Origin of the sequence: Kingella sp. SNUBH-2017 (assembly GCF_028680565.1) — a bacterium.
GTDB classification, from domain to species: Bacteria; Pseudomonadota; Gammaproteobacteria; order Burkholderiales; family Neisseriaceae; genus Kingella_D; species Kingella_D pumchi.
Window position 1 is genome coordinate 395,520 of sequence record NZ_JAPHVK010000001.1, and the last position, 20,559, is coordinate 416,078.

Here is a 20,559-nt window from a genome sequence, read left to right on the forward strand (position 1 = left end):
AACCGTTTTTAATCCTTATAGAAAGGCAGACAACGTGAAACCCCTGTTGCGATGGATGACTGTTGCGTCCGCACTCTGTGGCCTGGCGGCCTGTACCCCTTCGCTGGTCAACAAACTGCCCTATTACAAAATGCCGGTGGTGCAGGGCGTGCCGCTGAATCCCGAATCGGTGCTGGCGGTCAAACCCGGCATGAGCCGCGAGCAGGTACAGCTGGAAATCGGCGCGCCGGTGCTCAATCCGTCTTTCCGCCAAGACCGCTGGGACTACACCTACGAACTGAGCCGCGGCGGCAAAATCAAAGAGCAGCGCACGCTGACCGTTTTCTTTGAAAACGGCACCGTTTCGCGCGTGGAAGGCGACGCGCTGGAGCACGCCCGCCGCGTGCTGCAGGAAAAACAGGAAGGAAAAGCGCAATGAGCAGCCTGAAAATCGCGCTGGCCGGCGTGGCCGGCCGCATGGGGCGGGTGCTGGTTGAAGCCGTTGCCGCCAACCCCGCCACCGAACTTTCCGGCGCGCTCACCCGCAGCGGCACCAAAGAAATCGGCCTGGATGCCGGCTACGCCAGCGGCATCGACACCGGCGTGTGCATCAGCGACGACATCGCCACCGCCTTGGCCGGCTGCGACGTGCTCATCGACTTCAGCCGCCCCGACGCCACCCTGCCGCTGCTTGATTACTGCGCGGCAAACGGCATCAAAGCCGTCATCGGCACCACCGGCTTTGACGACGCCGGCAAGGCCGCCATCGCCGCCGCCGCCGAGAAAACCGGCATTGTGTTCGCCGCCAACTTCAGCGTCGGCGTCAATCTCAGCTTCCATATTCTTGACACCGTTGCCCGCGTGCTGAACGAAGGCTACGACGTCGAAATCATCGAAGCCCACCACCGCCACAAAATCGACGCCCCCAGCGGCACCGCCCTGCGCATGGGCGAAGTCGTCGCCCACGCGCTCGGACGCAGCCTGAAAGACTGCGCGGTGTACGGTCGCGAAGGCCAGACTGGCGCGCGCGATGCGCAGACCATCGGCTTTGCCACCGTGCGCGGCGGCGATATTGTCGGCGACCACACCGTTTTGTTTGCCGGCGAAGGCGAGCGCGTGGAAATCAGCCACAAAGCATCAAGCCGCATGACTTTCGCCGCCGGTGCCGTGCGCGCCGCCGTCTGGCTCGCACAGCACCCGCACGGCCTGTTCGATATGCAGGACGTGCTCGGCCTGAAAACGGCCGCTTAAATCCGAAACGGCTTTTCAGGCAGCCTGAAAAGCCGTTTTTTGTTTTTCGGATGCGCCGCCGCGTTTCAGGCAGCCTGAAAACTGCATCGCAGGTTTGCCCAGCCGCCGCATCCGCCGCACAGAAAGGCCGACGCCATGACCGATCCCAATTTTTCCGAACGCCCCGTTGAAGCCCGCCGCCTGTGGCGGCAAAACAGCATCTACCTGCTGCCCAATTCCTTCACCATCGCCGCGCTGTTTTCCGCGTTTTACGCCATCACCGCATCCATGCACGACCGCTTCGAGCAGGCCGCCATCGCCGTGTTTGTGTCGATGCTGCTGGACGGCATGGACGGCCGCGTCGCCCGCTGGACCAACAGCCAGAGCGCCTTCGGCGAACAGCTCGACAGCCTGGCCGATATGGTCAGCTTCGGCGTCGCCCCCGCGCTGATTGTTTACAACTGGCAGCTTGCCCAGTTCGGCAAACTCGGCTACGGCGTCGCTTTCGTCTATTGCGCCTGCGCCGCGCTGCGGCTGGCGCTGTTTAACACCCTGATCGGCAAGGTCGATAAAAAATGGTTTATCGGCATTCCCAGCCCCACCGCCGCCGCGCTGGTGGCCGGCCTGGTGTGGCTCGACCGCAGCATGGACGGGCTGGGCAATATCGGCATCGTCGCCCTGCTGATTACCCTGTTTGCCGGCCTGTCGATGGTGGCGCAGATCCGTTTTTGGAGCTTCAAGGAAATCAACGTCCGCCGCAAAATCCCCTTTTTCGGCATGATTATCCTGGTGCTGGCGCTGATGCTGCTGGCCATCGAGCCGGCGCTGGTGCTGTTTGGCTTTTTCCTGAGCTACAGCCTGTCGGGCTATGTTTATTACGGCTGGCAGAAATGGCGCGCCGGCCAAACCAAACGCTGATACCGCTTACACAAAAAGCAGCCTGCGTAGCGTAGCGGAGTTGCGAAGCTAAAACCGCTGATCTGGTTTTCAGGCTGCCTTAGCAAAAGAAGACGTCCCATGAAGAAAATCCTGCTTGCCCTGCTGGCGCTGGCCGTGCTGGCGGTGTTTACGCTGTATCTGGTGCCGCAATGGCTGATGAAGCGCGACATTGCGGCCGCGCGGCCGGATGTGGCGCTGCTGGCCGCCGAGCCCGAGCCTCAGGAGGGCAACGGTATCGATGCATTGTGGCTGCTGGGCTACCGCACCGCCGACGATCAGGAGCGCCGTCAAATCATGCGGGACTACGGGCGGCAGATTATGGCGCGGCAGGATGTGCCGCAGCTGGCGGACAAGGCGCTGCCGCAGCCGCAGCCGGGAGAGTTGAACTGTACCGCCAAAAACGGTGCGGCCTGCCTGGCCGAAGTGCGCGCCGATCTGCCGCGCTTTCGCGCCGCCGCGCAGCAGTACCGGCCGCTGCTGGACAATGTGGCGCAGCTTGGCGCTTATGAAGTGTTCGCCCAGCGCGGCTGGCCGAACGATAACGACGATTTGTCGAAATTTGTGCTGCCGCCTTTCAACCTGCTGTTTGCCAATACCGCCGCCGCCGCGCTCGATTGGGCGGACGGCCGCCATCAGGCGGCGCTGGCCGGCGTCTGCCGCAACATCAAAACCGGCCGCACCCTGCTTAAAAGCCGTCCCGGGCTGATATTGCCGATGATCGGCAACGCCCTGATCCGCAAAAATACCGAGCTGGCCGCGGCGATGGTTGCCGAGCAGCCGGCGCAGGCGCAGCGGCTGCCTGCGGAATGTGCGGTCGCATTCGAGCCTCTGTCGGCGCAGGAGCAAAGCATCTGCACCGCCATGCGCGATGAGTTTCGTTTCATCGCCAATCTGGCGCGCAAGATGGAGCAAAATCCGGCGGACTATCTGGATGTCGATGCCGAAAGCGGCATGCCGTTTGAAGACGGCCAATCGGCCAATCCCCTGCTGCGGCGGCTGCTGAACGCCGAACACACCCAAGCCCTTATTGCCGCGCACTACGTCTATCCCTGCACTTCGGCTGCCCAAAACGCGCTGCAGCAGGACCGTGCTTTAGACTGGCCGCCGGCGGGCGACAAAAATGCGCTGGTGGTATGGACGTGCGCGGGCAATGTCCAAGGCTGCTTGATGGCTGATATGCTGTCCGATTTTTCCGACTACGCCCGCCGCCTGCAGGATACCGCCATGCTGCAGCGCGCTTTTCAGGCTGCCCTGTTTCTGCACAGCCGCCCCGCCGCCGAGCGGCCGGCGCTGATTGAAGATACCCTGCGCCGTTATTCCACGCCGTCGCGCCGGCTGCAGTGGAACGAGCGCGAGCACAGCATCGGTTTTCAGTATTACAGCGAAAAAGAAAGCAAACACACCGCTATCCCCGTCAGCCTGAAATAAGCTGCCGGGCAGATAAAAGCAGCCTGAAAGCTGGGTGGGCGGTTTTAGCTTCGCAACTCCGCTACGCTACGCAGGCTGCTTTTTGTGTGCTGCGCGGAATCGGGCGGCAAAACCGATACTGCCGGCTTTCAGGCTGCCTGTTGCGCCGGGGCGTTTTCGGGTACATTCCGCCTATCGGACAACGCAAGGAGCAGGCTATGGGTGCCGGTCACGACCATTCCCACCACGCGCATGCGGGCAACAAAAAAGCCCTGGCCGTGTCGTTTTTCATTATCGCCGGCTATATGCTGGTGGAAGTGGCCGGCGGCCTGCTGACCGGCTCGCTGGCGCTGCTTTCCGACGCCGGCCATATGCTCTCCGACGCGCTGTCGGTCGGCCTGTCGCTGCTGGCGTTCAAGCTCGGCGAAAAGGCGGTGGACAGCCGCCAGACCTTCGGCTACAAACGCGCCGAAATCCTGTTTGCCCTGTTCAACGGCCTGACGCTGCTGGCGATTGCCGTGCTGGTGGTGATCGAAGCCGTGGAGCGGCTGGACGACCCGCCCGAAGTGGCCGGCGCCGGCATGCTGGTGGTCAGCGCGCTCGGGCTGGCGGTGAACATCGTCGTCGCCCGCTATATGCATCACCACGGCGACGTGCATGGCAGCATCAATATGAAAAGCGCCTACCTGCACGTTTTGGGCGATCTGCTCGGCTCGCTGGGCGCGATTGCCGCCGCGCTGATGATGATGGTCTTCGGCTTGCGCTGGGCCGACCCCGCTGTCAGCGTGCTGATTGCCCTGTTGGTGGCCAACAGCGGCGCGGCGGTGCTGCGCCAAACCCTGCACATCCTGATGCAGGGCGCGCCGGCGCATATCGACCAGGCCGTGCTGGTTGCCGAAATCCTCGCCGTGCCGCAGGTGCTGGGCGTACACGATTTGCACATCTGGACGCTCACCAGCAGCCGCCACCTGCTCTCCGCCCATCTGGTGCTCGACGGCAGTCTGACCGTGCGCGAAGCCCAAGAAGTCAGCCGCGCGGTGGAAGCGCTGGCGCGGCAAAAAGGCATCGGCCACATTACCCTGCAAACCGACGCCCAAGACCACCGCCACGGCGATGCTTTGTACTGCCAAGAAGACGGCCACGCCCTGGGGCGTGCTGACATTTAACTTTTACCAACGGAGACTGCATATGACACGATTGGTCAAACTCCACCGCTCCCGCCGCTACCGCATGATTGCGGGCGTGATGGGCGGCATAGCCGAATACCTGGGCTGGTCGCCCACGCTTACGCGCGTGATGTTTGTGGTTCTTTCCTGCGCCAGCGTTGCCGTGCCCGGGATTTTGATTTACATCATCCTGTGGATCATGATGCCCAACGCCGGCGCCGATTCCTACCGCTAACGCAACGCGCTTGGGCTTTCAGGCTGCCTGTTTCTGGGAAAACAGGCAGCCTGAAATTTTGATTGCAGCGAAAAACCGCCGCCGTTTTGACCAAACTCCGCCGCTCGGGCTATTCCGTTTCTTTCCCTTTCTGCGGCGGTTTCTTCGCATCACGACGCAGCAAAAACGGCAGCCTGCCGGCCAAGATGCCCAAGTAGCCGGCAAGCAGCGTCGGCAGACCGGCCATCGCCATCCAAATCGGGAACCACGCCATCTGCTCCGAGCCGGCGCCGATATCGTCGATAAAAAGCAAAAGCAGCGTCAGCGGCACGGGCAGCAGCCATACTTTCGCCGTTGCCCGCCAAACCGCGCCCGCCAAACAGCCGTAGATAAAGGCGGCAACTATCATCGACCACATATTCGTTCTCCTGGTTGTCCACATCTTCAGCCGCCCCGCCATTGTGCGAAGCGGCATCTGCAAGCAGCCTGAAACTGCTTGTGCGCTGCGCCGTTTGCTACCCCGCCGCCTTCACCCGCTGCCCCAGCGCCAGCAACACCTTCTCCGCCGCCGCCAATTCTTCCGCGCTCAAATCCTGCGCCCATTCCGCCGCCTGCGCCAGCCAGCGTTGGTGCACTTGGGCGAACACCGCCGCGCCGCGTTCGGTGAGCGAATAGAGTGGCGAGCGTTTGTGCGCGGGGTTGTTGGCGGCGGCGACCAAACCGTCGGCCAGCAGCAGATTGAGCTGCTTTTGCGCGCCTTGACGGCTCATGCCCATGCGCTCGCCCAGCTGCGGCGAGGTTTGCGCTTCGGCGGCGTGTGCCAGCGCGCCGAGCATCTGCCAGCGCGCCGAGGTCAGCCCCAAATCGGCGGCAAAACGGTCGCCCCACGCGAGCAGTAAACCATTGGTGTAGAAAATTTCGGTGGTGATGCGGCTGAGGGCTTCGCTGTTTAACTGATTGTCCATACTGTGTTTCCCAAATGATTTTTCGGCGGTGAGTTTAAAAAATGCGGAAAACGGTTGTCAAATAGTTGCGGTTTTCAAGCAAAATAATTTGACAACTGATTTCCATATTTGTAAACTGGTTTCCAAGTTATTACACAAAGGAAACCATGAAACCCGACACCCCGCAACGTTACGCCCCGTTCACCCGCTTTTTGCATTGGGGCATGGCTGCCTGCTATGCGTTTATGTTTACCAGCGCATCAGGGCGTGTTGACATTCAACATTTTGGCGGCTTTTGCGCCAGAAAACGGCATCTGCCGCGTTAAAAATACTCGCCTATGGGCGGCATAGGCTCGCATTTTTGCCTTGCATCTGCCATTTTCTGACGAAAAATCCGCTGCAAAAGTTAAATGCCAACACACCCTAGCTTGGCATCTCAACGGCAGCCTGAAATTCCTGATTGCGCCGCATAAGGCGGTTGGCGTGCTGCTGCTGTTGCTTGCGGCGGTGCGCTTTGTTTGGGCGTTGCGCAACCTGCGCCGCCGTCCCGCAGGCAGCCTGAAAGTGAAGCTGGGGCATCTTGCCCTGTATGCGCTGATGTTTGCCGTCCCCGCCAGCGGCATGGCGAGGCAGTTTCAAGCCCCGCTCGGCGTGGCGCACGGCGCGTTGGCGTTTGCCCTGCTGTTGCTGATTGTCGGACACGTCGGCATGGCGCTTGTCCACCAGCGCAAGGGCGAACAAATTTTGCAGCGCATGATGTAAACGGAGACCGAATATGAAACCCTACACCCACACAGCCGCCCGCGTGCTGCTTTTTATCGGCGGCAACCTGCTGGCCGGCAGCGCGCTGGCCTTTGCCGCGCTCAATCAGGGCACACGCGTGCAGGATGGCGCGTTCTTTTACTGGCAGCGGTATTTTGTGGACAACATTGTCGCCACCGCCACCCTGCCCGGCATCGCGCTGCTGGTCGGCGGCAGCCTGCTGCTCTGCCTTGCCGAAATCAGGAAAAAACATTTGTTGCTGCTGACGGTGTCGCTAATGGTTGCCGCCAACAGCCTGCTGTTTATTCTGCCCGCTTCGCACCAAGCCTCCGCGCTGGCGTTTCAGTCTGCCCGGCCGGTTGCGGTATCCGCCGCTTTTACCGCCGCCAAAAATACGGAAGACCGCCACGGGGCGCTTAATGGCGTGCTGCTGTTGGTTTATCTGGCGGTGTTTTTTGCGCGGGCGGGTGGGCGGAAGGCAGCCTGAAAAAGGACGGACAAACCAAAGCAGCCTGCGTAGCGTAGCGGAGTTGCGAAGCTAAAGCCGCGCAAACGGTTTTAGCTTCGCAACTCCGCTACGCTACGCAGGCTGCTTTTTGCCGTGTTTACGGGCCTTTGACGTCGATAATCCACACTTCGGCCTGCGAGCCGAGGCGGAAGGGGACGCCCCAGAAGCCGTAGCCGGAGCTGACGATGTAATGGCCGTTGCCGATGGCTTCGTAGCCGTAGTGCAGGCGGTAGAGAAAGCGCACGATCAGGTTGGCGGGGGCGATTTGGCCGTTGTGGACGTGGCCGGAGAGCTGGATGTCCACCGGCAGTTGGGCGTGTTCTTCAATCTGGCTGGGGCGGTGGTCGAGCAGGATTACCGGCAGCGCGGTGTTTTGGCCGCGCAGCAGTTCGGCGGTGCTCGGGCGCTTGGCATCGACGTCGTCGGTGCGGCCGGCGAGCAGGATGCCGTTCAGATTGATGACTTCGTTGTCCAGCTCGCGGATGCCGGCTTCGCGCAGGGCGCGGCGGATTTCGTCGGCGTGGCCGTACATGTCGTGGTTGCCGAGGGTGGCGTACACGCCCAGCGGCGCGCGCACGGCGGCCAGATGCGGGCGCATGTTTTCGGCGTCGTAAACGCGGGTGTCGTCGTCCATGATGTCGCCGGGCAGCAGCACGATGTCGGCGCGCTCGTCGCGGATGATCGCCGCCAGTTTGTCGAGCTGGCGCGCGCCCATCAGCATTCCCAGATGCAGATCGGAGGCCATGGCGATGCGCAGCGGCCGCGGCATCGGTTTATTGACGGTAATGCTCAGGCGGCGCACCTGCGGCGTGTAGGCGTTGTAAACCGAATAGGCGCTCAGCGCGAGAAAAAACAGCGGCGCAAACAGCCGCAGCGCCCGCCCCAGCCGCTGCGCGGGCAGCAGGCGGCGCAGGGCGAGATAGAGCAGGAAGGTGGCAAGCGCGGCATACATCACAAACAGCATCACCACCATCCACACCGCCATCCAGCGGAAAAGGCCGCTGCCCAATTCGAGCAGCAGGCCGGCAATCAGGCCGTCGGTTACCGCAAAGGCGGCGAGCATCAGCGCGCGCCGGCCGCGGCGGCCGATATGGTTGGCAAACAGCCACTGCAGCGAGCGGCCGAGTCCGAAAGTAAAAAGCTGCATCAGCAGCAGCATCAGGATGAAAAAAGTGATACGCATCGGGTTCCCTTATCGGACGGCAGGCAGCCTGAAAGGTGCGGGCGGCCGCTGTGTGTGTTTTTCAGGCTGCTTTGAGCCGTGTGCTTATCGTGTTTGTGGTTGGTGCGGACGAGTAGGGCGGGTTTGCCGCCAAAAGGCAGCCTGAAACGGCGGTTCGTTTTTTCAGGCTGCCTTTGGTTTGACTTGCAGTACCATCAGGCAGCCTGAAAGGTATTCAGCGCGGCAGTTGCCTGTCTGGCGGCGGGTTGTCGTTTTCAGGCTGCCCGAAGCGCGCCCAAACCATCAGCCGGCGCAGGCTGTCGGCATCGGTGCTGTCGGGCAGCACGCACTGCCAGAAGCGGCGGTTGCCGCAGTCCCAATGCAAAAAACAGGCGTGGCGGCTGATCAGGCTGCCGCCGAGCAGGCGGGCGTTTTGGCTGCCGGCGCCGGTATCGATGGCGGCGCGGCCTTGCGGATCGACGGTCAGCGTGCGCACCCGCCGCGGACTTTCGCGCCACGACCAATACGCGGCGGCGGCCAGCCAAATCAGCAGCGCTACCCGCAGCAGGCCGCCGAAATAGGCCAGCGCGCAGGCGGCCGCGGCCAGATGCAGCAGCAGCGACAGGCCGCGGCGCAGTTTGGACGGGACAAAAGCAGCCTGAAACGCGTCCACCGCCGTTTCCTATGCTATTCCGTGCTGTCCAGCAGCGGGCTGGGATTCAGTTCGGCGTCTTCCAAATCAAGCACGGTGTCGTGCACTTCCAGTTCGAAAAAGCGCCAGAAAGTTTCCAAACCCATATCCTGCGGCCATTGCGCCTGGTCGATCATCCAGCCCGAAAGCTCGGCGGCGAAAATCTCGCGGTGGCGATCGTCGAAATAGGCGACGGCCTGCTCGGGTTCGTCAAACTCGGGAATCAGAAATACGCTGCAGTTGGCGCGCAGCTGGGAAAGGGTGAGATCGGGCAGGTCGCTGTCGGCGGCCTTGAGCCATTCTAAAAACGCTTCGGTGGGTTTGAGCACCACGGCGGTGCGGTCGATAAAATACATGGTCTTCCCAATATCAAAAGAAAGGCGGCATTCTAACCGAATCCGCCGCCGCGTTTACATTTCAGGCTGCCTGCGCCCGATGGTTTTCAGGCTGCCCGTGCCGCTGCCCTGGCAGCCTGAAAGCCGCTGCCGGCGCGCTTTGCGGCAAAAAAACATGACACAGCTGCCGACAAAAGATAGAATAGCCGCGCTTTTGCTTTTTACTCAGTCTTTACATTTACACAGCCAATCTGAAGGACACACCAAATGGCCGAAAACTACGTTATCTGGTTTGAAAACCTGCGTATGCACGATGTCGAGCGCGTGGGCGGCAAGAACGCCTCTTTGGGCGAAATGATCAGCCAACTTGCCGAAAAAGGCGTGCGCGTGCCCGGCGGCTTCGCCACCACCGCCGAAGCCTACCGCGCCTTTTTGGCGCACAACGGCCTGAACGAGCGCATTTCCGCCGCGCTGGCCGGTTTGGACATCGAAGATGTGGCCGAATTGGCGCGTGTGGGTAAGGAAATCCGCCAGTGGATTCTGGAAACGCCTTTCCCAGAGCAGCTGGACGCCGAAATCGCGGCGGCGTGGGACAAAATGGTTGCCGATGCCGGCAGCGCCGATATTTCGGTGGCGGTGCGCTCGTCGGCCACTGCTGAAGACCTGCCGGACGCTTCTTTTGCCGGCCAGCAGGAAACTTTCTTGAATATCAACGGCTTGGACAATGTGAAGGAGGCGATGAAGCACGTTTTCGCCTCGCTTTACAACGACCGCGCCATTTCCTACCGCGTGCACAAGGGCTTTGCCCACGATGTCGTCGCCCTGTCCGCCGGCGTGCAGCGCATGGTGCGCTCCGACAGCGGCGCTTCGGGCGTGATGTTCACCATCGACACCGAAAGCGGTTTTGAAGACGTGGTATTTGTTACTTCATCCTACGGTTTGGGCGAAATGGTGGTGCAGGGCGCGGTCAATCCCGACGAATTTTATGTGCACAAACCCACGCTGCGCGCCGGCCGCCCCGCCGTGCTGCGCAAAACCATGGGTTCCAAGCTGATTAAGATGGTGTTTGCCGAGCAGGCCGAAGCCGGCAAATCGGTGCAAACCATCGACGTGCCCGAAGCCGACCGCCGCCAGTTCTCGATTTCCAACGAAGAAATCACCGAATTGGCGCAGTACGCGCTGATTATCGAAGAACACTACGGCCGCCCGATGGATATCGAATGGGGCCGCGACGGCATCGACGGCAAACTCTACATCCTGCAGGCGCGCCCCGAAACCGTGAAATCGCAGGAAAAAGAACAAGGCCAGGGCAACAGCCTGCGCCGCTATACCCTTGCCGGCGAGCGCAAAGTGCTGGCCGAAGGCCGCGCCATCGGCCAGAAGGTCGGCCAGGGCAAAGTGCGCCTGATTCAGAGCGCCGCCGAAATGGATCAGGTTCAGGCCGGCGACATTCTGGTTACCGATATGACCGACCCCGATTGGGAGCCGGTGATGAAACGTGCCGCCGCCATCGTAACCAACCGCGGCGGCCGCACCTGCCACGCCGCCATCATCGCCCGCGAGCTGGGCATTCCCGCCGTGGTCGGCTGCGGCAACGCATCCGAAGTGCTGAGCCAGGGTCAGGAAGTAACCGTATCTTGCGCCGAAGGCGACACCGGCCTGATTTACGACGGCCTGCTCGATGTGCAGGTGGACGACGTGGCGCTCAACAATATGCCGCCCGCACCGGTGAAAATTATGATGAACGTCGGCAATCCCGAGCTGGCCTTCACCTTCGCCGGCCTGCCCAGCGAAGGCATCGGCCTGGCGCGCATGGAGTTCATCATCAACCGCCAAATCGGCATCCACCCCAAAGCCCTGATTGATTTCGACCGCCTCGAAGGCAGCCTGAAAAACGAAATCGCCGAGCGCATCGCCGGTTATCCCAGCCCCGTTGATTTTTACGTGGACAAAATCACCGAAGGCGTCGCCACCCTGGCCGCATCGGTGTATCCGCGCAAAGTCATCGTGCGCATGTCCGACTTCAAATCCAACGAATACGCCGGCCTGATCGGCGGCAGCGTGTACGAGCCGCACGAAGAAAACCCCATGCTCGGCTTCCGTGGCGCCGCCCGCTACGTGTCCGAAGAGTTCAAAGAATGCTTCGCCCTCGAATGCCGTGCGCTCAAGCGCGTGCGCGACGAAATGGGGCTGACCAACGTCGAAATCATGATTCCCTTCGTGCGCACCCTCGGTGAAGCCGAAGCCGTGGTCAAGGCCTTGAAAGAAAACGGCCTCGAGCGCGGCAAAAACGGCCTGCGCCTGATTATGATGTGCGAAGTGCCGAGCAACGCCCTGCTGGCCGAGCAGTTCCTCAAATACTTCGACGGCTTCTCCATCGGTTCCAACGACATGACCCAGCTCACCCTGGGCGTTGACCGCGACAGCGGCGGCCCCATCGCCACCACCTTCGACGAGCGCAACCCCGCCGTCAAAGTGATGCTGCATCTGGCCATCTCCGCTTGCCGCCGTCTCAACAAATACATCGGCATCTGCGGCCAGGGTCCGTCCGACCACCCCGATTTCGCCCAATGGCTGGTGGAAGAAGGCATCGAAACCATTTCGCTGAACCCCGATACCGTAATCGAAACCTGGCTGTATCTGGCCAAAGAAGTGAAACAGCAAAACGCCTGAGCTTCAGGCGGCCTGAAAAGCCAAACCAAAGCAGCCTGAAAACCGTTTGCACGGTTTTCAGGCTGCTTTTTCGCTTTCAGGCTGCTTTTGCGTTTGCCAAGCGCGAATACAGGCGGCGGAAATGTTTTCAGACAGCCTGAAAAAAGGTAACTTGGGTTGCGACCCGATAAATCTTTACATGCCGAAAATATTGGTTTTGACAAGCCAAGCCGGCTGCTAAAATGCATCAGCCACCGTATTCCCTCTCCCGCTCGCGGGGGAGGGCTAGGGTGGGGGCGGTGGCCGCTGCAGCAACTTTTTCGGGGTAGCAGAAAATGCAGTTCTGCGAACTGCCACCCCCACCCCAACCCTCCCCCGCGCTTGGGGCGCGGGGGAGGGAGTGAGGTTCGCGGCAAAATTGGCAGTTTGGATACTTTGGACTTTCAGGCTGCCTTGCCGGCTTTAGCCGTTTTACGCTGCTGCCACAGCAGCGGCAGCCGGTAAATCACCAGCGCCGCCAGAATCAGCGTGCAGCCGGCGGCTTTGGCGGCGCCGACGGTTTCGTTCAGCAGCCACACGCTCAGCAGCAGCGTCCACACCGGCTCCAGCACCATAATCAGCGCGGCGCTGCCGATTTGGCACAGCTTTTGCGCGTAGGTTTGCACCAGAAAGCGCAGATTGGTCAGCACCACGATGCACAGCGCCAGCCACGCCCACACCGCGCCCGCCACCTGCGGCGGCCAATGTTCGAACGCCAGCGAGTAGGCGCCGCACAAAATGCCCGCCGCCGCCATCTGCACGGTGGTCAGCGCCAGCACCGGAATATGCTTGGCAAACTGGTTGTTGAGCACGAAAAAGAGCGCTGCCGCCAGCGCCGATATGGCGAAAAACAGGCTGCCGGTATCGAAACTGCCGCCTTTGCCGCCGGTGAGCAGATACAGCCCCGCCGCCGCCGGCAGCAGCGACAGCCAAAACACCCGCGGCGGACGGTGGCGGAACAGCAGCCATGAGAGCAGGGGCGCCGCCAGCATCGACAAGCTGAACACAAAGGCGCCGCTGCCGAAATAGCGGCTGTGCGCCACGCCCATCAGCCACAAAAAGATATTGAGAAAAAACGCCAGCCCCACCGCGCCGGCGCGCCACCATTGGCCGGCATCCATCGTCCGCAGCGCGCTCAGGGCAAAGGGCAGGAACAATAAGGCCGCCGCGCTGAAACGGATGCCGAGAAACGCCGCCGGCGGCAGGCTGGCAATCACGTTTTTCGATACGAACCAGCCTGCCGCCGCCATCAGCGATACCGAAAGCAGCAGCCATTCGCCGCGGTAAGAATGCATGTGCGCCCCGTTTGCCAAACAAAAAACGCGATAATACGCCTGTTCGGCCGGCTTGGGCGGAGCCGGCGGCGCTTGTGGCGCGGCATCAGGTGTGGTATCTACGCTTTCAGGCTGCCTGACGGCCTGTTTTGCTGTCCGCCGTTTGCAGTACGGGCGGGCATTTTCTGATGCAAAACTCGCGGCGAAATCCGAATATCAACACCCATAAGGAGACGCTATGTCTGCTGTTTTTTCCCGCTTCACCTGTTTTTTCGCCTGCCTGCTGCTGCCGTTTGCCGCTGCCGCCGACAGCGTGCGCGACGGCAGTTTTTTGTGGTGCGCCGCCCGCGACGGCGCGCCGGTCAGCTATCTGGCGGGCACCGTTCATGTCGGCAAGGACGGGAACAGGCTGCCGCCGCTGTTTCAGGCTGCTTTGGCGCGCAGCCGGGTGCTGGTGGTGGAAAACACCGGCATACTGCCGCCTTCATACCGCAGGCGCTACCCCGCCGAGCAGCAGCTGATCGCTTCGATGCTGCATGCGGACGAGCCGCTGTCTGCCACGCTCGGCGCCAAACGCATGGCACGGGTGCGCAGTTTCGTGCAGCCGGGCAGCCATGCCGCCGCCGCTTCCGTACTGCAGCCCGAAAGCAAAACCGCGCCCGGGGTGGCCGGCTTTTTCTTTTCCTTGCTGCTGCTGCCTGAGGGTTATGGCTACGGAAACGGCGTCGATGTACTGATGGCGGGCGAAGCGCGGCGGCTGGACAAGGGATTTTTGGCGCTGGAGGGCGAGGCCGACGTGCTGAAGCTGTTGCACCGCCTGCCTGCCGACAAGGTCGGCCGCCTGCTTGACGCGCAGATGGACGAAGCAGCAGAAGGCCGCCGCGAAATCCGCACCGTGCTCGATGCCTATTACGGCGGCCGCGTGCGGCAGCTGCTGCCCTTGCTCGATCCCGACCGCAGCAACCGCACCAGCCGCCGCCTGAGCCGTGCCGATCGGGCGTTCTGGCGCCACCACGGCGCCGAGGAAATGCTCGCCGGCCGCAACCGCATCTGGCTGGAGCGGCTCGACATCCTGCTGCCGCGGGAGAGCCATACCGTTGCCGTCGGCGCCGCCCATCTGTTTGGCCGCGACGGCCTGCTGCAGAGCCTGGAGCGCCGCGGCTGGCGCGTGCGGCAGGTGCTGGACGACAAGGATTTGTCCTGCGGGCAGCCTGAAAGCTGATTTTGACCGCGCGGCGTGCGGGTTGGAAAAGCAGCCTGAAAAGCCGAAAGCCTAAAACAAAGGCAGCCTGAAAACCTTAATCGGGTTTTCAGGCTGCTTTTTTCAGGCTGCTTGGGCGGACTTACTGTTCGCCGTCGCTTTCGCTGCCGGTGGTGGTGCCGTTGCCGTTGCCGGCGGGGGCGCTGCCGAAGATGCCGTTTTCCAATTCGGGCGGCGGCGGCAGCAGGGCGGACAGGTTGAGCGCGGCGGGGTTGAGGGTGGGGTAGCCGCTGAAGGTGATGCGGTAGCCGCCGTTGTCGGCTTCGCTCAAACGGCCGCGGGCGCCGAGCGGGAAGGTGGCTTTGTTGGTGATGTGGCCGAAGGGGAAGTTCATCAGCACGGGAATGCCGGCGGCACGGGAAACGCTTTGGGCTACGCTGGTCAGGTTGTAGCCCGCATCGTAGCTGTCGCGGATGTTGCCCATGCGGAAGTCGCCCAATACCAGCGCCTGCTGCTGCTGGAGGATGCCGGCCAGATAGAGGGTGTGCAGCATGCGCTCGATGCGGTAGGGCTGCTCGGCCACGTCTTCAATAAACAGAATGCCGCCTTTGACTTTGGGCATATAGGCGCTGCCGGCCAGCGAGGCGAGCACGCTGAGGTTGCCGCCCCATACCATGCCTTCGGCGGGGCGCACGCGGCTGCTTTGGAAGGCGGAAACGGTGATGTCGTACTGCGGCGCGGTGGTGGCGCGGATAAAGCTGTCCATGGTGTAGGTGCTGGGCTGGGCTTTGCCGAATTCGCTGTAGAGCATCGGGCCGGCGAAGCTGGGATGGCCGGTTTGCGCCAAGAGCGCCATTTGGATGGCGGTAACGTCGCTAAAGCCGAAGAGCAGGGTTTGGCGCTCCTGCATTTTGGCGCCGAGCCGTCCCCAGTCGATATGCGGCAGCAGGCGCACGGCGCCGTAGCCGCCGCGCAGCCCCATCAGCACTTTGGGGGCGGCGGCTTTGCCGGCGGCGATGTCTTGGAAGTCGGCGATGCGCTCGGCGTCGCTGCCGGCAAAGCGCTGGAAGCGGCGGTAGCCGGCCTGGCGGTTTTCGACTTGGAAGCCGGCGGCGCTCAGGCGGGTGATGCCGGTTTCGACGCGGATGGGGTCTTCGGCAAAACCGGAACAGGCGAAGATGCGCAGGGTGTTGTCGCCGGCGCGGACGGGGGCGGCGGGTTGCGGTTGCGGCTGGGTGTTCATGTCGGGCTTCTTGGCAGGTTGGGCGGGCGTTTGCGGCGGGTTGCTGCTGCCGCAGGCGGCCAGCAGGCTGCTGCCGGCAGCGGCCAGCGAAGCCTGCAGCAGGCGGCGGCGGGAAAGGTGGGAAGTCATCGCGGCTCCTTGTGCGAGTAGTCGGAAAACGGCGGCATTATAGCTGATACGTTTTTCAGGCTGCTTTTCAGGCTGCCGCCAGACGGGTTTTGACCGCTTCGATCCAGTTTTCAGGCAGCCTGAAAGACGGACGGCGCACCGGCGGCGCCCATACCGGCGCGGGGAAGCAGGCGTCGTCGCGAAAGCGGGCGATAACGTGCCAGTGCAGGTGCGGCACCATATTGCCCAGGCTGGCGAGATTGATTTTGTCGGGGTTGAGCACCGCGCGCATCGCCGCTTCGGTGCGCCACACGGCGTCCATCAGCTCGACGCGCGCATCCGGCGGCAGATCGCTCATTTCGGCGGTGTGGCCGTGCCAGATAACGCGGCAGACGGCGGGAATATTGCTTTCTTCGGCGGCGATGATGCGCAGGTTTTCGTTTTGCCACAGCACGTTTTCGTTTTCGGCGCGGCACAGCGGGCAGGTGTTCATGGCGGGGTTTCCTTGTTTTGGGGCGGGGTCGGCTTTTCAGGCTGCCTGAAAAAACGGCGGCATTGTAACGCGCAAACGGCCGCCGCCGCAGCGCCGCCGTCTGTGCCTTGGCCGCCAGCCGTGCAGGCAGCCTGAAAGCGCCGCTGGGGCAGGCGGATTGTCGGAATCGGCGCGATGCCCTAAGATGCCCGCTTTTTTACCGCCGCGACCGATATGAATACGCTTCCCACGCTTGCCGTTGTCGATTTGGGTTCCAACAGCTTCCGCCTGCAGATCTGCCAAAACCACAACGGCCAGCTGCAAATCATCGAAAACATCAAACAGATGGTGCGGCTGGCCGCCGGCCTGGACAGCCAGAAAAACCTGGACCACAGCTCGCGGCAGCGGGCGCTGGAATGTCTGGCGCAGTTTGGCGAGCGCCTGCGCGGCTTCGAACCCGAGCAGGTGCGGGCGGTGGCCACCAACACCTTCCGCGTTGCCAAAAACATCGCCGACTTTCTGCCCGAAGCCGAGCGTGCGCTGGGCTTTCCCATCGAAGTGATCGCCGGCCGCGAAGAAGCGCGGCTGATTTACGCCGGCGTGGTGCACACCTATCCGGCCGGCGGCAACAAAATGCTGGTGGTCGATATCGGCGGCGGTTCCACCGAATTCATCATCGGCCGCGGCCTGTCCCCCGAGCAGACCGAAAGCCTGCCTTTGGGCTGCGTAACCTATTCGCTGCGCTTTTTCGACGGCAAAGCCGCCGCCAAAAACTTTCAGGCTGCCATCAATGCCGCCCGCAGCGAAATCCAGCGCATCAGCAAAAACTACCGCCGCAGCGGCTGGGACGTGGCGCTGGGCACGTCCGGCAGCGCCAAATCCATCTGCAGCGTGATTGCCGAACAGGGCTGGGGCGAAGAAATCACGCTGGAAGCAATGCGCAAAACCGCCGAAAAAATCATCGACGCCGGCAGCGTGAAAAAAGCCCGGCTCAAAGGGCTCAAAAGCGAGCGCGTCGAAGTGTTTGCCGGAGGGCTGGCGGTAATGATGGCGGTGTTTGAAGAGCTGGAAGTCCGTTCGATGAAGTTCACCGAAGCCGCCCTGCGCGACGGCGTGTTTTACGACTTTATCGGCCGCGGCCTTGAGCAGGATTTGCGCGAAGAAACCGCCGTGCGCTTCCAAGAGCGCTACCACGTCAGCAAAAACCAAGCCGCCCGCGTGGCGAAAATCGCCGGCCTGTTTCTGCACAGCCTGGCCCAGCGCGCCGCCACCGCCGAAGTCGCCCGCTGGAGCGAATACCTGCGCTGGGCGGCGATGCTGCACGAAATCGGCACCGACATCGCCCATACCGCCTACCACAAGCACGGCGCCTACATTCTCGCCCAGGCCGACATGCCCGGCTTTTCCCGCTCCGAGCAGGAATTGCTGTCCACGCTGGTGCTCGGCCAGCGCGGCGATTTGAAAAAAATGACCGACAGCATCGGCAGCGGCGACGCCATGCTGTGGAACGCCGTGCTCGCCCTGCGGCTGGCGGTGCTGTTCTGCCGCGCCCGCCTGCCGCTGGAGCTGCCCGAATCCACCGCGCTGCGCTGCGGCAGCGACGGCAGCGGCAGCCTGAAAATCCCGCAAAGCTGGCTCGCCCACAACCCGCTCACCGCCGCCGCGCTGGCGCAGGAATGCGAACAATGGCAGCGCGCCGGTCGCGAGTTTGTCGTCGAAGGCATCTGAAAAAAGCAGCCTGAAAACCGTTTGCGCCGGCGCAGACCGCTTTTCAGGCTGCTTTTTTGCCGCGTATCGCCCCGCCATTTCGCCGCCGGCGGCGGGATGGGGTAAAATCCGCCGTTTTTTTCAGGCTGCCTGAAAGGTTTGCGATGTCTTTGTCCCAAATGCTTGCCGCGCTGGCCGACGGCGAACCGCGCCACGTTACCGAGCTGGCGCGCGCCGCCGGCCATGCGCCCGCTTCGCTCAACGCGCTGTGGCAGCAGGCACCGGCGCACCTGCGCGGGCTGCTGCGCCAGCGAGACGGCTTCTGGCATCTGGTGCGGCCGCTGGCGCTGCTGCCGGAAAACTACCGCCATCCGCGTTTTCAGGCTGCCGTGCTCGAAGAAACCGCTTCGACCAACGACGAATTGCTGGCGGCGGTGCGCGCCGGCGGCGACATCCACCGCCGTTTCGTCGCCGCCCACCACCAGCGCAGCGGCCGCGGCCGCCAGGGCAGGGCGTGGCAGAGCCGCATGGGCGAATGCCTGACCTTCAGCATCGGCTGGACCTTTGCACGCACGCAGGCGGAACTGGGCGCGCTGGCGCCGCTGGTGGCACTGGCCTGCGCGCGCGCGCTGGCGTCGCTGGGCTGCCCCGCCGCCATCAAATGGCCGAACGACTTGGTGTCCGGCACCGACAAACTCGGCGGCATCCTGATCGAAAGCGTGCGCCGCGACGGCCTGACCCACGCCGTTATCGGCATCGGCATCAATTTCGTGCTGCCCAAGGAAGTGGCAAACGCCGCTTCGGTGCAGGCACTGGCGGGCAAAAAAATTACCGCCGTCGCGCTGGCCGACCGTTTGCTCGACGAATTGGATCGGGCGCTGGAAGGCTTTGCCGCCAAAGGTTTCGAGCCTTTTCAGGCTGCCTACGAGGCCGTCCACCGCGACCAAAACCGCGAAGTCTGCCTGCTGCGCGAAGGCGAAACGGTGGCGCAGGGCAGGGTGCTGGGCATTGCCGCCGACGGCGCGCTGCGGCTGGAGCCGGAGCAGGGTGGCGAAATGCTGGTGCACAGCGGCGAAATCAGCCTGCGCCGGCCGGAGCAGCTGGTTCAGGCTGCCGCACCGGCCAAGCCGCAGCAATGCCTGCTGCTGGACGGCGGCAACAGCCGGCTCAAATGGGCGTGGGTGCGCAACGGCCGCATCGTCCACAGCGGCCACGCGCCCTACCGCGATTTATCGCAACTGGAGCGCGAATGGCAGGAGCGCGGCGCAGACATTGAAAAAATCGTCGGCTCGGCGGTGTGCGGCGAAGACAAGCGCGATGCCGCCGCCCGCGCCGTCGGCCTGCCGGTGGAATGGCTGCCGTCGATGCCGCGCGCGCTGGGCATCACCAACCACTACCGCCGCCCCGAAGAACACGGCCCCGACCGCTGGTTCAACGCGCTGGGCAGCCGCCGTTTCACCGACCGCGCCTGCGTCATCGTCAGCTGCGGCACCGCCGTTACCATCGACGCGCTCACCGCCGACAACCACTACTTGGGCGGCAGCATCATGCCCGGCTTTTACCTGATGAAAGAAGCGCTCTGCCGCAAAACCGACCGTCTCGGCCGCTCCGACGGCCAGCACTACCCCTTTCCCACCACCACCGCCAACGCCATCGCCACCGGCATGATCGATGCGGTATGCGGCGCGCTGATGCTGATGCACGCGCGGCTGGCATCACGCAGCAGCGGCGCGGTGGACGTTTTGATTACCGGCGGCGGCGCAGCCAAGGTCGCCGCGGCGCTGCCGGCGGCATTTACTTTAGACAAGCAAGTCAAAATTGTAGATAATCTCGTGATTTTCGGACTGCTCAACTGGATAGAAAACGCATGAAATGGCTGTTTGCCACCCTAGTGGCCCTTAATCTGATTGTTTTTGCCGGCATGCTCGGCGGCAAAATGCTCAAGCGCCACACCGCCGCCCAGCAGGCGGTTTCCACGCCTGTGGCGCCGCCGCAACCGCAGCAGCAACAGCCGCAGATCATCATCAACACCGGCAGCAGCGGCAGCCAGCAGCAGGCGAACAACAACCAGGGCGCCTACGGCGGCGGCCAGAACAAAAACTACATCCTGCCCAACCAGCCGCGCCGTCCGGTAGTGATGCTGCCGCGCGAGGGCAAAGCCCAGCAGCCGCGCGCTCAGAAACAGGCCGAAGGCGAAGTCCGCCAGGGCAGCCAGCACCGCCCCTGCTCCGCCCGCGTCAGCTTGCCGGAAGACGACTACCACCGCATCAAAGGCCTGCTCGGCCGCTTCCCGCACGCCGCCACCCGCCAAGTGGTCGAAGGCGGCGGCGAGGGTAACAGCCAAAGCTCCGCCCGCATGAACGTGCTGTTTATGTCGGTAAGCGACGAAGATGCCGCCGCCCTGCAGGGCATCGTCGGCCGCTACGGCAGTTTAAGCCGCAGCCCCTGCCGTTAAATATTGCCGCCAAGGCAAAAAGCAGCCTGAAAACCAAATTTATGGTTTTCAGGCTGCTTTTTTGACGGCTA

General features: G+C 62.7%; 22 protein-coding genes. 14 read left to right on the plus strand and 8 right to left on the minus strand.

Annotated elements, in window-relative coordinates:
• Nucleotides 1-34 precede the first annotated feature (34 nt).
• From OP500_RS01905 to OP500_RS01930, 6 genes are all read left to right on the plus strand, one after another.
• A complete protein-coding gene (locus OP500_RS01905) occupies nucleotides 35-418 on the plus strand; it encodes an outer membrane protein assembly factor BamE (protein ID WP_238746073.1) in 384 nt (127 codons plus the stop codon).
• Complete coding sequence (gene dapB, locus OP500_RS01910) at nucleotides 415-1,230, plus strand: 4-hydroxy-tetrahydrodipicolinate reductase (protein ID WP_274070012.1); 816 nt, start codon at nucleotides 415-417, stop codon at nucleotides 1,228-1,230. The genes OP500_RS01905 and dapB overlap by 4 nt, the downstream gene beginning before the upstream one ends.
• A gap of 135 nt (nucleotides 1,231-1,365) precedes the next feature.
• Nucleotides 1,366-2,127 (plus strand): CDP-diacylglycerol--serine O-phosphatidyltransferase, encoded by a 762-nt coding sequence (gene pssA, locus OP500_RS01915; protein ID WP_238746069.1) that lies wholly within the window; start codon nucleotides 1,366-1,368, stop codon nucleotides 2,125-2,127.
• A 99-nt stretch (nucleotides 2,128-2,226) separates the two neighbouring features.
• Nucleotides 2,227-3,576 carry a hypothetical protein gene (locus tag OP500_RS01920; RefSeq protein WP_274070013.1) on the plus strand — a complete coding sequence of 450 codons (1,350 nt, stop codon included), beginning with the start codon at nucleotides 2,227-2,229 and terminating at the stop codon, nucleotides 3,574-3,576.
• Nucleotides 3,577-3,773: 197 nt separating this feature from the next.
• Nucleotides 3,774-4,721: a cation diffusion facilitator family transporter gene (locus OP500_RS01925; RefSeq protein ID WP_274070014.1), complete on the plus strand. Its 948-nt coding sequence runs from the start codon at nucleotides 3,774-3,776 to the stop codon at nucleotides 4,719-4,721.
• A 22-nt stretch (nucleotides 4,722-4,743) separates the two neighbouring features.
• Nucleotides 4,744-4,956, plus strand: coding sequence for a PspC domain-containing protein (locus tag OP500_RS01930; protein WP_238746063.1), 213 nt, complete (start codon nucleotides 4,744-4,746; stop codon nucleotides 4,954-4,956).
• 109 nt (nucleotides 4,957-5,065) lie between these two features.
• Here the strand turns inward: OP500_RS01930 and OP500_RS01935 are convergent, their stop codons facing one another.
• Nucleotides 5,066-5,353 carry a hypothetical protein gene (locus tag OP500_RS01935; RefSeq protein WP_238746061.1) on the minus strand — a complete coding sequence of 96 codons (288 nt, stop codon included), beginning with the start codon at nucleotides 5,351-5,353 and terminating at the stop codon, nucleotides 5,066-5,068.
• A gap of 97 nt (nucleotides 5,354-5,450) precedes the next feature.
• A complete protein-coding gene (locus tag OP500_RS01940) occupies nucleotides 5,451-5,900 on the minus strand; it encodes a MarR family winged helix-turn-helix transcriptional regulator (RefSeq protein ID WP_274070015.1) in 450 nt (149 codons plus the stop codon).
• A gap of 146 nt (nucleotides 5,901-6,046) precedes the next feature.
• On the opposite strand from OP500_RS01940, the gene OP500_RS01945 reads away from it, so the two are divergent.
• Genes OP500_RS01945 through OP500_RS01955 form a run of 3 tightly spaced genes read left to right on the plus strand, consistent with a single transcriptional unit; the run spans nucleotide 6,047 to nucleotide 7,128 of the window.
• Nucleotides 6,047-6,205, plus strand: coding sequence for a hypothetical protein (locus tag OP500_RS01945; RefSeq protein WP_238746058.1), 159 nt, complete (start codon nucleotides 6,047-6,049; stop codon nucleotides 6,203-6,205).
• Between the two features lie 40 nt (nucleotides 6,206-6,245).
• The gene (locus tag OP500_RS01950; RefSeq protein WP_238746056.1) at nucleotides 6,246-6,641 is read left to right on the plus strand and encodes a cytochrome b/b6 domain-containing protein; all 396 of its coding nucleotides are present in this window, start codon (nucleotides 6,246-6,248) and stop codon (nucleotides 6,639-6,641) included.
• A gap of 13 nt (nucleotides 6,642-6,654) precedes the next feature.
• Nucleotides 6,655-7,128 (plus strand): hypothetical protein, encoded by a 474-nt coding sequence (locus tag OP500_RS01955; protein WP_274070016.1) that lies wholly within the window; start codon nucleotides 6,655-6,657, stop codon nucleotides 7,126-7,128.
• A 118-nt stretch (nucleotides 7,129-7,246) separates the two neighbouring features.
• Here the strand turns inward: OP500_RS01955 and OP500_RS01960 are convergent, their stop codons facing one another.
• The 3 genes from OP500_RS01960 to OP500_RS01970 all read right to left on the minus strand — a co-directional run bounded on the left by OP500_RS01960 (nucleotide 7,247) and on the right by OP500_RS01970 (nucleotide 9,358).
• Nucleotides 7,247-8,332: a metallophosphoesterase gene (locus tag OP500_RS01960; protein WP_274070017.1), complete on the minus strand. Its 1,086-nt coding sequence runs from the start codon at nucleotides 8,330-8,332 to the stop codon at nucleotides 7,247-7,249.
• A 214-nt stretch (nucleotides 8,333-8,546) separates the two neighbouring features.
• A complete protein-coding gene (locus OP500_RS01965) occupies nucleotides 8,547-8,984 on the minus strand; it encodes a protein YgfX (protein WP_238746050.1) in 438 nt (145 codons plus the stop codon).
• A gap of 14 nt (nucleotides 8,985-8,998) precedes the next feature.
• Nucleotides 8,999-9,358 carry a hypothetical protein gene (locus OP500_RS01970; protein ID WP_274070018.1) on the minus strand — a complete coding sequence of 120 codons (360 nt, stop codon included), beginning with the start codon at nucleotides 9,356-9,358 and terminating at the stop codon, nucleotides 8,999-9,001.
• A 246-nt stretch (nucleotides 9,359-9,604) separates the two neighbouring features.
• Between OP500_RS01970 and ppsA the strand changes: the two genes are divergently transcribed.
• The gene (ppsA, locus tag OP500_RS01975; RefSeq protein ID WP_274070019.1) at nucleotides 9,605-12,010 is read left to right on the plus strand and encodes a phosphoenolpyruvate synthase; all 2,406 of its coding nucleotides are present in this window, start codon (nucleotides 9,605-9,607) and stop codon (nucleotides 12,008-12,010) included.
• 422 nt (nucleotides 12,011-12,432) lie between these two features.
• Here the strand turns inward: ppsA and OP500_RS01980 are convergent, their stop codons facing one another.
• The gene (locus OP500_RS01980) at nucleotides 12,433-13,323 is read right to left on the minus strand and encodes a DMT family transporter (protein WP_274070020.1); all 891 of its coding nucleotides are present in this window, start codon (nucleotides 13,321-13,323) and stop codon (nucleotides 12,433-12,435) included.
• 217 nt (nucleotides 13,324-13,540) lie between these two features.
• Between OP500_RS01980 and OP500_RS01985 the strand changes: the two genes are divergently transcribed.
• The gene (locus OP500_RS01985) at nucleotides 13,541-14,524 is read left to right on the plus strand and encodes a TraB/GumN family protein (protein WP_274070021.1); all 984 of its coding nucleotides are present in this window, start codon (nucleotides 13,541-13,543) and stop codon (nucleotides 14,522-14,524) included.
• A 121-nt stretch (nucleotides 14,525-14,645) separates the two neighbouring features.
• On the opposite strand, the gene OP500_RS01990 is transcribed toward OP500_RS01985, so the two are convergent.
• Together OP500_RS01990 and OP500_RS01995 are read right to left on the minus strand one after the other, a co-directional pair.
• Nucleotides 14,646-15,875 carry an LD-carboxypeptidase gene (locus tag OP500_RS01990; RefSeq protein WP_274070022.1) on the minus strand — a complete coding sequence of 410 codons (1,230 nt, stop codon included), beginning with the start codon at nucleotides 15,873-15,875 and terminating at the stop codon, nucleotides 14,646-14,648.
• Between the two features lie 67 nt (nucleotides 15,876-15,942).
• Nucleotides 15,943-16,347 (minus strand): HIT family protein, encoded by a 405-nt coding sequence (locus OP500_RS01995; protein ID WP_238746043.1) that lies wholly within the window; start codon nucleotides 16,345-16,347, stop codon nucleotides 15,943-15,945.
• 213 nt (nucleotides 16,348-16,560) lie between these two features.
• Here OP500_RS01995 and ppx point away from each other — a divergent pair, with 213 nt between their 5' ends.
• The 3 genes from ppx to OP500_RS02010 all read left to right on the plus strand — a co-directional run bounded on the left by ppx (nucleotide 16,561) and on the right by OP500_RS02010 (nucleotide 20,488).
• Complete coding sequence (gene ppx / locus OP500_RS02000; protein ID WP_274070023.1) at nucleotides 16,561-18,054, plus strand: exopolyphosphatase; 1,494 nt, start codon at nucleotides 16,561-16,563, stop codon at nucleotides 18,052-18,054.
• Nucleotides 18,055-18,197: 143 nt separating this feature from the next.
• Nucleotides 18,198-19,904 (plus strand): biotin--[acetyl-CoA-carboxylase] ligase, encoded by a 1,707-nt coding sequence (locus OP500_RS02005; protein ID WP_274070024.1) that lies wholly within the window; start codon nucleotides 18,198-18,200, stop codon nucleotides 19,902-19,904.
• The gene (locus OP500_RS02010) at nucleotides 19,901-20,488 is read left to right on the plus strand and encodes a cell division protein (RefSeq protein WP_274070025.1); all 588 of its coding nucleotides are present in this window, start codon (nucleotides 19,901-19,903) and stop codon (nucleotides 20,486-20,488) included. The genes OP500_RS02005 and OP500_RS02010 overlap by 4 nt, the downstream gene beginning before the upstream one ends.
• Nucleotides 20,489-20,559 lie beyond the last annotated feature (71 nt).

What these genes read in the sequence shown, in the direction of transcription:
- OP500_RS01935 (WP_238746061.1), bottom strand. Translation starts at nt 5,353, where the DNA reads ATGTGGTCGATGATAGTTGCCGCCTTTATCTACGGCTGTTTGGCGGGC.
- OP500_RS01995 (WP_238746043.1), bottom strand. Translation starts at nt 16,347, where the DNA reads ATGAACACCTGCCCGCTGTGCCGCGCCGAAAACGAAAACGTGCTGTGG.
- OP500_RS01925 (WP_274070014.1), top strand. Translation starts at nt 3,774, where the DNA reads ATGGGTGCCGGTCACGACCATTCCCACCACGCGCATGCGGGCAACAAA.
- OP500_RS01985 (WP_274070021.1), top strand. Translation starts at nt 13,541, where the DNA reads ATGTCTGCTGTTTTTTCCCGCTTCACCTGTTTTTTCGCCTGCCTGCTG.
- OP500_RS01990 (WP_274070022.1), bottom strand. Translation starts at nt 15,875, where the DNA reads ATGACTTCCCACCTTTCCCGCCGCCGCCTGCTGCAGGCTTCGCTGGCC.
- OP500_RS01945 (WP_238746058.1), top strand. Translation starts at nt 6,047, where the DNA reads ATGAAACCCGACACCCCGCAACGTTACGCCCCGTTCACCCGCTTTTTG.
- OP500_RS02005 (WP_274070024.1), top strand. Translation starts at nt 18,198, where the DNA reads ATGTCTTTGTCCCAAATGCTTGCCGCGCTGGCCGACGGCGAACCGCGC.
- OP500_RS01970 (WP_274070018.1), bottom strand. Translation starts at nt 9,358, where the DNA reads ATGTATTTTATCGACCGCACCGCCGTGGTGCTCAAACCCACCGAAGCG.
- OP500_RS01955 (WP_274070016.1), top strand. Translation starts at nt 6,655, where the DNA reads ATGAAACCCTACACCCACACAGCCGCCCGCGTGCTGCTTTTTATCGGC.
- OP500_RS01920 (WP_274070013.1), top strand. Translation starts at nt 2,227, where the DNA reads ATGAAGAAAATCCTGCTTGCCCTGCTGGCGCTGGCCGTGCTGGCGGTG.
- OP500_RS01930 (WP_238746063.1), top strand. Translation starts at nt 4,744, where the DNA reads ATGACACGATTGGTCAAACTCCACCGCTCCCGCCGCTACCGCATGATT.
- OP500_RS01940 (WP_274070015.1), bottom strand. Translation starts at nt 5,900, where the DNA reads ATGGACAATCAGTTAAACAGCGAAGCCCTCAGCCGCATCACCACCGAA.
- dapB (WP_274070012.1), top strand. Translation starts at nt 415, where the DNA reads ATGAGCAGCCTGAAAATCGCGCTGGCCGGCGTGGCCGGCCGCATGGGG.
- ppx (WP_274070023.1), top strand. Translation starts at nt 16,561, where the DNA reads ATGAATACGCTTCCCACGCTTGCCGTTGTCGATTTGGGTTCCAACAGC.
- OP500_RS01960 (WP_274070017.1), bottom strand. Translation starts at nt 8,332, where the DNA reads ATGCGTATCACTTTTTTCATCCTGATGCTGCTGCTGATGCAGCTTTTT.
- OP500_RS01980 (WP_274070020.1), bottom strand. Translation starts at nt 13,323, where the DNA reads ATGCATTCTTACCGCGGCGAATGGCTGCTGCTTTCGGTATCGCTGATG.
- OP500_RS02010 (WP_274070025.1), top strand. Translation starts at nt 19,901, where the DNA reads ATGAAATGGCTGTTTGCCACCCTAGTGGCCCTTAATCTGATTGTTTTT.
- ppsA (WP_274070019.1), top strand. Translation starts at nt 9,605, where the DNA reads ATGGCCGAAAACTACGTTATCTGGTTTGAAAACCTGCGTATGCACGAT.
- pssA (WP_238746069.1), top strand. Translation starts at nt 1,366, where the DNA reads ATGACCGATCCCAATTTTTCCGAACGCCCCGTTGAAGCCCGCCGCCTG.